Annotated in this window: 7 protein-coding genes and 1 riboswitch; of the genes, 6 read left to right on the top strand and 1 reads right to left on the bottom strand. The window is 32.8% G+C overall.

Annotated features, from left to right (window positions below):
• From miaB to V7056_RS14075, 6 genes are all read left to right on the top strand, one after another.
• Window positions 1-998 (top strand): tRNA (N6-isopentenyl adenosine(37)-C2)-methylthiotransferase MiaB (gene miaB / locus V7056_RS14100; RefSeq protein ID WP_499702913.1); only part of this gene is annotated, 998 nt, incomplete at its 5' end.
• Window positions 998-1447: a YlbF/YmcA family competence regulator gene (locus tag V7056_RS14095; protein ID WP_499702911.1), complete on the top strand. Its 450-nt coding sequence runs from the start codon at window positions 998-1000 to the stop codon at window positions 1445-1447. The genes miaB and V7056_RS14095, both read left to right, overlap by 1 nt.
• A 454-nt stretch (window positions 1448-1901) precedes the next feature.
• Window positions 1902-2441: an outer spore coat protein CotE gene (gene cotE / locus V7056_RS14090; protein ID WP_499702909.1), complete on the top strand. Its 540-nt coding sequence runs from the start codon at window positions 1902-1904 to the stop codon at window positions 2439-2441.
• 145 nt (window positions 2442-2586) lie between these two features.
• Complete coding sequence (mutS, locus tag V7056_RS14085; protein WP_499702908.1) at window positions 2587-5232, top strand: DNA mismatch repair protein MutS; 2646 nt, start codon at window positions 2587-2589, stop codon at window positions 5230-5232.
• Window positions 5233-5284: 52 nt separating this feature from the next.
• A complete protein-coding gene (gene mutL, locus V7056_RS14080; RefSeq protein WP_499702906.1) occupies window positions 5285-7219 on the top strand; it encodes a DNA mismatch repair endonuclease MutL in 1935 nt (644 codons plus the stop codon).
• Between the two features lie 220 nt (window positions 7220-7439).
• On the top strand, window positions 7440-7817 hold the full coding sequence (locus V7056_RS14075) for a VOC family protein (protein WP_499702904.1): 378 nt from the start codon (window positions 7440-7442) through the stop codon (window positions 7815-7817).
• A 66-nt stretch (window positions 7818-7883) separates the two neighbouring features.
• Here V7056_RS14075 and V7056_RS14070 read toward each other — a convergent pair whose 3' ends face one another.
• Window positions 7884-8369 carry a QueT transporter family protein gene (locus V7056_RS14070; protein ID WP_499702902.1) on the bottom strand — a complete coding sequence of 162 codons (486 nt, stop codon included), beginning with the start codon at window positions 8367-8369 and terminating at the stop codon, window positions 7884-7886.
• A gap of 5 nt (window positions 8370-8374) precedes the next feature.
• Window positions 8375-8419, bottom strand: a riboswitch (PreQ1 riboswitch).
• Between the last annotated feature and the right edge of the window lie 76 nt (window positions 8420-8495).

Raw genomic sequence — 8495 nt, 5'->3', positions numbered from 1 at the left:
CTATGTTTAGTAAAGAAATGGTTATTGAAGTATGGTCAAAAGAAGGGGATGTAATTGAGAACCTTCCAAAAGTTCGTCGTGGTGAAATAAAAGCGTGGGTTAATATTATGTATGGTTGTGACAAGTTTTGTACGTACTGTATCGTACCTTATACGCGCGGTAAAGAGCGTAGTCGTAAACCAGAGGATATCATTAATGAAGTACGTGAACTTGCTCGTTTAGGATACAAAGAAGTAACACTTTTAGGGCAAAATGTTAATGCATATGGTAAAGACATTGAGGATGGGAAATACGGACTTGGCCATTTAATGGATGAAATCCGTAAAATTGGTATTCCTCGTGTTCGCTTTACGACAAGTCATCCTCGTGATTTTGATGATCATTTAATTGAAGTATTAGCTAAAGGTGGCAATTTAATGCCACATATTCATTTACCAGTTCAATCAGGAAGTTCAGAGGTACTTAAACTAATGTCACGTAAATATGATCGTGAACATTATCTTGGTTTAGTGAAAAAGTTAAAAACTGCAATGCCAAATATCTCATTTACAACAGATATCATTGTAGGATTTCCAAATGAAACTGATGAACAATTTGAAGAAACAATGACTTTATATGAAGAAGTTGGTTTCGATTTAGCATTCACGTTTATTTATTCACCGCGTGAAGGTACTCCTGCTGCGAAAATGATTGATAATGTACCAGAGCATGTGAAAAAAGAACGTTTACAACGTTTAAATGCTGTTGTTAATCAAAAAGCAAATGAGTTTAATAAGCGATTCGAAGGTCAAATTCTTGAAGTATTAGTTGAGGGTGAAAGTAAGAAAAACCCTGATGTACTTGCAGGATATTCTCCTTACAATAAACTTGTTAATTTCAAAGGTCCAAAATCAATTGTTGGTCAAATCGTAAAAGTTAAAGTTACAAATGCTAAAACATGGTCATTAGACGGTGAATTAGTCGAAGAATCAGTAGAAGAACCAGTAGAGGTGAGATAATGGGAAAATTTACAAAAGAAGATATCGTTGCACGTGCAAAAGAATTAGCTGTAATGATTTCTGAAACAGAAGAAGTAGACTTTTTTAAACGAGCTGAAGCTCAAATTAATGAAAGCCAAACTGTTAAAACACATATAGAACAAATTAAATCTTTACAAAAACAAGCAGTAAATCTTGAACATTGGGGCAAGAAAGAAGCATTGAAAAAAGTGGAACAAGAGCTTGATGAGCTTAATGAACAATTAGAATCAATTCCGATCGTTCAAGAATTTCAATCTTCTCAAGTAGAAGTAAATGACTTACTTCAACTAATTGCACACACAATTTCAAACGGTGTAACAGATGAAATTATTAAAACTACTGGTGGAAACTTATTAAGTGGTGAAACTGGATCAAAAATTGCAAGCAATGCAGGTTCAGGCTGCTCAACAGATAGCTGCAGTCATTAATAAAAAGACACAACGTGCAATCTAAATTAAATTGCCATTGTGTCTTTTTTGTTTACCTCTTTTAAGAAATATCCTCTCTTATTCTCTTCCAAGTGCTATATTGTTCCTTCATATTCAATAAATTGGTGGAATACACTTGGAAAAATCTCCTCTGACATTTCTACATCCGATGACTTCCTTGTCGAGTTATTTTACTTTACAGTGTTTCTTAAAAACACTTCGAAATATGCTTTTTAAAATCTGTTTAAAACATAGGTATGATACGGTTTCATCATAATTTTTTATGATTATTTTTTAATTTCTTTAATAAACAGTCAACTTTATTGGGCACTCGTCATACAATTTATCATCACATGTTTTTTTAACTTGTATAAAAGAATTTTCATGTCATTAACACATTCCGCTAATGTCACGCATAGAATGAAATGAAAATGGAACGAGGAGGGTCACACCTATGTCTGAATACAGAGAGATCATAACGAAGGCAGTCGTAGGAAAAGGCAAGAAATACAATAGAAGCACTCATACAATCACACCAAGTCATACACCATCAAGTATACTAGGCTGCTGGGTTATTAATCATGTATATGATGCTAAAAAAGTGAAAGAAGGAGTAGAGGTATCGGGTAAATATGATATCAATATTTGGTACTCCTATAGTGACAATACGAGAACTGAGGTTGTACAAGAATCAGTAAAATATCATGAACTGGTGAAATTAAAGTACAGAGATGATAATTATACTGGAGAAGATTGTGAAGTAATTGCAAAATCATTAAAGCACCCAAATTGTTTAGATGCAGTTATCTCACCAAATGGCAATCGCTTTATCGTAACTGTTGAAAAAGAGGTATTAGTTGAAGTAGTAGGCGAAACGAAAGTAGTTGTTGTCGTAGCTCCAGATGGTGCATATGACGGTGAGGATTTCTATGAATTAGATGATGAGTTTGAAGAGTTAGATCCAGATTTTATTTTAGATGGTGAAGAAGAATAAACAAGGCTAGGAAGGTGACACTTCCTAGCTTTTTTGTTGCTCAAAATAAAAGAAACATTTAATAATACGAGTAAGTATTCAAAAAGCCTTCGTCAAAATGTGATATAATATGCAAAGAATGTTTTGATGGAGAGGATAGTATAGTATGGCAACTTATACGCCTATGATAGAGCAATATTTAAATATAAAGAAACATTACCAAGATGCTTTTTTATTTTTTAGACTTGGTGATTTTTATGAAATGTTTTTTGAAGATGCAATTAAAGCATCCAGAGTATTAGAAATTACTTTGACTGGACGTGCAGGTGGTTCGGAAGAGAAAATACCGATGTGTGGAGTACCATATCACTCTGCAGCTGGTTATATAGAACAATTAGTAGAAAAAGGATATAAAGTAGCAATTTGTGAGCAAGTAGAAGATCCATCAGTTGCAAAAGGAGTTGTTCGACGTGAGGTTGTTCAACTAATTACACCGGGCACTCAAATGGAAGGACGAACAATTGAAGAAAAACAAAATCATTATATTTCCTCGTTGATGGAATTTACACCTACATCTTATGGGTTAGTTTGGATTGACCTTACGACTGGTGAAGGAAATGCAATGTTATTAAAAGGGTCATTAGATGAGGCGGTATTAAAGATTGCTGCTACTGGTACGAAAGAAGTCGTGGTTGCCGATCATTTTTCTACGAAGGCCATTCAAACACTTGAAAAAAGTTTTTCAATTACGGTGTCAATTGAAACAAATGATTCGTTAACTGAGGAGTTTACAAATGTAGTCAAAACAATTGAACGAGTTGAACTTCAAAAAGCAGTGGCAAGATTATTAAACTATTTATCAAAAACGCAAAAACGTACGCTTTCTCATTTACAACCAATCATTGTCATCCACCAACATGACTTTTTAAATATGGATATGTATTCAATGAGAAATCTAGAATTAGTTGAAACGCAACGTTCAAAAAATAAACAAGGCTCATTGAATTGGTTATTAGATGAAACAAAAACGGCAATGGGTGGACGTTTGCTTAAAAAGTGGATTCAAAGACCTTTGGTAGATGTTAAACAAATAGAAAAACGCTTAACGCTTGTTGAACTTTTTAATGAAAATTACTTTGTACGTGAAGATATAAAAGAATTATTAAAAGGCGTTTATGATTTAGAAAGATTAGCTGGAAAGGTTTCATTTGGTAACGTGAATGCGAGAGATTTATTACAACTGAAACGTTCACTTCAAAATATTCCAGCGATCAAAGAAACATTAAAAATGATTGATCATGATGAAATTCATTCGTTACTTAATCAAATCGACACTTGTGATGAACTAGAGGAGATTTTAGAATCATCAATAGTAGAAGATGCACCTTTATCGATTAAAGAAGGTAACATTATCAAAGATGGTTATCATAAAACGCTTGATGAATATCGTTTTGTTAGTAAGAATGGTAAAAACTGGCTAATGGAGCTAGAACAACGTGAGCGAGACATTACGGGAATAAAGTCCCTTAAAATAGGCTACAATCGGATATTTGGTTATTTTATTGAAGTAACAAGGTCTAATCTGTCACAGCTTCCAGAAGGTCGATATGAGCGCAAGCAAACACTAGCTAATGCTGAACGGTTTATAACAGAAGAATTAAAAGAAAAAGAAACATTAATTCTTGAAGCAGAAGAGAAAATGATTGGTTTGGAATACGAATTATTTATCTCGATTCGTGAGCAAGTAAAGCAATATTTAACAAGACTTCAAAAACTAGGACAAGTTATTAGCCAAATAGATGTTTTACAAAGTTTTTCAGTCATTAGTGGAAAATATGGATATGTAAAACCGACATTTACAATTAAACGTGAATATATGGTTACAAATGGGCGTCATCCTGTTGTAGAACGCGTATTATCCGATACTGAATATATTCCAAATGATACAAACTTAGATGAATTAACACATCAATTATTAATCACTGGGCCAAACATGGCTGGTAAAAGTACGTATATGAAACAAGTTGCAGTTATTAGCATCATGGCCCAAATTGGATGTTTTGTACCTGTTGAGTCTGCAAAATTACCGATCTTTGATCAAATATTTACACGTATTGGTGCAGCGGATGATTTAATTTCAGGTCAAAGTACATTTATGGTTGAAATGTTAGAAGCAAACTTTGCCATTACAAATGCGACTGAAAATAGTTTAATATTATTTGACGAGATTGGAAGAGGTACATCAACTTATGATGGAATGGCGTTAGCGCAATCGATGATTGAATATATTCATGATCACATTGGTGCGAAAACTCTATTCTCGACTCATTATCATGAGCTAACTGTATTAGCAGAACAATTAGTACATTTAAAAAATATACATGTTGCTGCCAAAGAACAAGATGGGAAAGTTTTATTCCTTCATAAAATATTTGAAGGGGCTGCAGATCAAAGCTATGGAATTCATGTTGCCGAACTTGCAAATCTGCCTAAAGATGTCATCTCTAGAGCTAAGGAGCTATTAAAAGACTTAGAATCAAATGAGAGACCGTTTAAAACTGAAGAATCCGAAAAACAAGTTAATTTTTCTAGTGAAATAGTGAGAGAAGATAATCAAAAAATTGAAACTCCTGAGGAATTGAATGATGATTCTAATGCACAGTTAAGCTTTTTTGATGTAGAAAAACCGAAGAAAGAATTGAAAAAAGATCATCCTGTCATTGATCAGTTGAAAAAAGTAAATTTATTAGAATTGAATCCAATGGAAGCATTTAATTTATTATATGAACTACAAAAAGAAGTAAAGAAATAATAGCCAAGGCCGCAAGTGGGCCTTTCTTTTTATTTTGGAAAGGAGGAAGCGAATGTCTAAAATTAAAAAGTTGGATGAAATCCTTGCCAATCAAATTGCAGCAGGTGAAGTAGTTGAGCGACCTGCATCTGTTGTGAAGGAATTGCTTGAAAATTCGATTGATGCAAAAAGTACACGCATTTCAATAGAAATAAATGACGGTGGACTCTCGAGAATTTTCATTAGTGATAATGGAGAAGGGATGTCAAAAGAAGATAGCATTCTCGCTTTTGAACGTCATGCGACTAGTAAAATAAAAAATGAAAATGACCTCTTTCGAATTCGAACACTAGGATTTCGTGGAGAAGCATTACCGAGTATTGCATCAGTAAGTTATGTGACAGTTAAAACATCAACAACTGATGGTCCAGGTATTGAAACGGTTCTTAAAGGTGGTATTTTACAATCTCAAAAAGAAATTGCTAAATCGACAGGGACAAGTATAGATGTTTCTAATTTATTTTTTAATACACCTGCTCGTTTGAAATATATGCGAACAGTCCAAACGGAATTAAGTAATGTGACTGATGTAGTTTATAGACTTGCTCTAGCTAATCCATCTATTGCAATTGATTTAAAGCATAATGATAAATACATGTTTAGAAGTAATGGGAATGGAGATGCAAAGCAAATCTTAGCGTCATTATACGGCCTGCAAATTGCTAAAAACATGGTTCACTTTGAAGCCGAATCATTAGATTTTCAAGTAGATGGCTATTTATCAATGCCTGAATTTACTCGAGCATCAAGAAACTATTTATCGATTTATGTAAATGGTCGCTACGTTAAACATTATGGAGTAAATAAATCAATTTCGGAAGGCTACCACACATTACTTCCAATTGGTAGATTTCCTATTGTAGCACTATTTATCAAAATGGATCCTCAATTGGTTGATGTAAACGTCCATCCTACAAAGCAAGAAGTACGTTTTAGCAAGGAAGAGCAGTTGTATACATTAATCAGAGAAAGTATCCAAAAAGTATTTAGAAGTAGATCATTAATTCCAGAAATAACAAGATCAGCACCGAAAGCAAAGGTTTTAAGTGAGCAATCTACATTTTCGTTTGAACATACAACGAAAGATGATGTTGAAAAGAGCTTGCCGTTTTCATTGCAAAATGATTCTATGAATCGTTTAAACCAGCAATCAGAAAAGATATTTGAAGAAACATCAAATAGTCATGAAACAAATGATTTCATTGAATCAGAAAATCAAGTTGATTATGAAAGCCAATATTTTAAATCGTTTTATTCAAATGAAAACGATAATATCGATCATAATCGCGAAGAGTTAAAAAGTAACACTGTTGAAACTACTGTCTTCATTGACAATGAGCTTGATAAAGAAGAACAATCGGTCGATCAGTTACCACCACTTTATCCGATTGGACAAATGCATGGGACGTATATTGTTGCCCAGAATGAAAATGGGTTGTATTTAGTTGATCAGCATGCTGCACAAGAACGAATTTATTATGAATATTTTAAAGAAAAGATTGGTGACATTGCAGCGGAATTACAGACCTTATTGATTCCAATTACATTTGATGTTTCTCCAGAACAAGCTATTCTGTTAGATCAATATACTGATGAACTTAGAGAAGTTGGTTTGTTTATTGAGAACTTTGGAAGTAATAGCTACGTTATTAGAGAACATCCAAATTGGTTTCCAGAAGGACAAGAAGAAACATTAATTGATGAGATGATCCAAGAGTTATTAAAACGTGGGACAATTAATATCAAAAAACTACGAGAAGAAAAAGCAATCATGATGAGTTGTAAAGCTTCAATTAAAGCGAATCAATTTATCACGAATGATGAAATATTTAGTTTGCTAGAATCACTAAGGAAATCAACAAATCCTTTTACATGTCCACATGGTCGACCAATCGTTATTCATTTTAGTTCGTATGAGCTTGAAAAAATGTTTAAGCGTGTTATGTAAACGACTCAGTCAGCCTGAATATCTATTTTTTTATACTTTGTTCTAGTGAAACGACTCAATAAATTGAGTCGTTTTTTTTATATAGAAAAAGATTGGATTTACCATGCTAATGGTTATCAAATTTGAGTTTTTTCTTTTTACTTAGTGCAATTGTTTTGTCAAAATCTGTTTGATATACTAAATTTTGTCAGACTAATTTAAAAAAAGGGGCACATTTTAAATGATTAATAAAATTGGTAAAGTTACTGTATATGTACAAGATCAAGAAGCTGCGAAGGATTTTTGGATAAATAAAGTTGGATTCGTATTGAAGCATGAGATGCCAATGGGTCCAGATGCAAAGTGGATCGAAGTTGGTCCGAGTGAAATCGAATTTACGACACTAGTTTTATATTCAAAATCATCAATGGAACAATTTAAGCCAGAGAAGGTTTCACATCCAACTGTTTTATTCAGTACGAATGACGTTGAAACAGCTTATAAACAAATGCAAGATAATGGCGTAAAAGTTGACGATATGTTAAGAATGCCATTTGGAACGATGTTTTCATTTTATGATCAAGACGGAAATGAATATATATTAAGAGAAGATAAATAAGAATATAGTTTTAAAAAAATACATACAAAAAAGAGTTGCCGATTGATTGGCAACTCTTTTTATATGTTAAATGAGTTTCTCAAAATTAACACGTTTATTTAGGTAATACATAATAGGGATACCAATGACCATAACAACAAATTCACCAATTGCAGTTGTTAAATATGTTATTGGGAAGGGTAATCCAAATGCTAATTTTAATTCAATCGCAATTAAGAACATTGAAGCGGTAAAGACGATTGTATTCACGATCATACGTGGAATGATGCCTTTGATCAATTTTGAAGTAATGATTGTAATGAACAATGAGATAACAGTTTGTCCGACTCCAAATATTAAATCATAATCAACCATTGGTGAAAAGAAAAAGTTTGCAAGAATAACACCTAGAACAATTCCGAAGAAATATTTTTTATTAAATACAATTAGGTGATTAAATATTTCTGAAAGGCGGAATTGGATATTCGAAAATCCGAATGGTTGTACAAAAAAGGTAACTGCTATATATAAAGCAGCAAAAACGCCGTTTATCGCAATCGTTTTTAATTTCATTTTATTTCTCCTTAGTTTTTTTTCGTGGGAGGGTTGCGAACCACGTAATTTAACAAACAAGAATATATTTTATCTGCATGTATAGTATACGTCAAGGGCTAAAAGAATTAATTATAAAAAAATATA

It is taken from the genome of Bacillus sp. JJ664, from assembly GCF_036962205.1.
GTDB lineage: Bacteria > Bacillota > Bacilli > Bacillales > Bacillaceae_G > Gottfriedia.
Note: the sequence above shows the minus strand (reverse complement) of the source record. Positions and strands in the feature narration are given on the sequence as shown.

Coding starts and splice junctions, on each gene's coding strand:
- V7056_RS14095 (WP_499702911.1), top strand. CDS start 998: ATGGGAAAATTTACAAAAGAAGATATCGTTGCACGTGCAAAAGAATTA.
- cotE (WP_499702909.1), top strand. CDS start 1,902: ATGTCTGAATACAGAGAGATCATAACGAAGGCAGTCGTAGGAAAAGGC.
- mutS (WP_499702908.1), top strand. CDS start 2,587: ATGGCAACTTATACGCCTATGATAGAGCAATATTTAAATATAAAGAAA.
- mutL (WP_499702906.1), top strand. CDS start 5,285: ATGTCTAAAATTAAAAAGTTGGATGAAATCCTTGCCAATCAAATTGCA.
- V7056_RS14075 (WP_499702904.1), top strand. CDS start 7,440: ATGATTAATAAAATTGGTAAAGTTACTGTATATGTACAAGATCAAGAA.
- V7056_RS14070 (WP_499702902.1), bottom strand. CDS start 8,369: ATGAAATTAAAAACGATTGCGATAAACGGCGTTTTTGCTGCTTTATAT.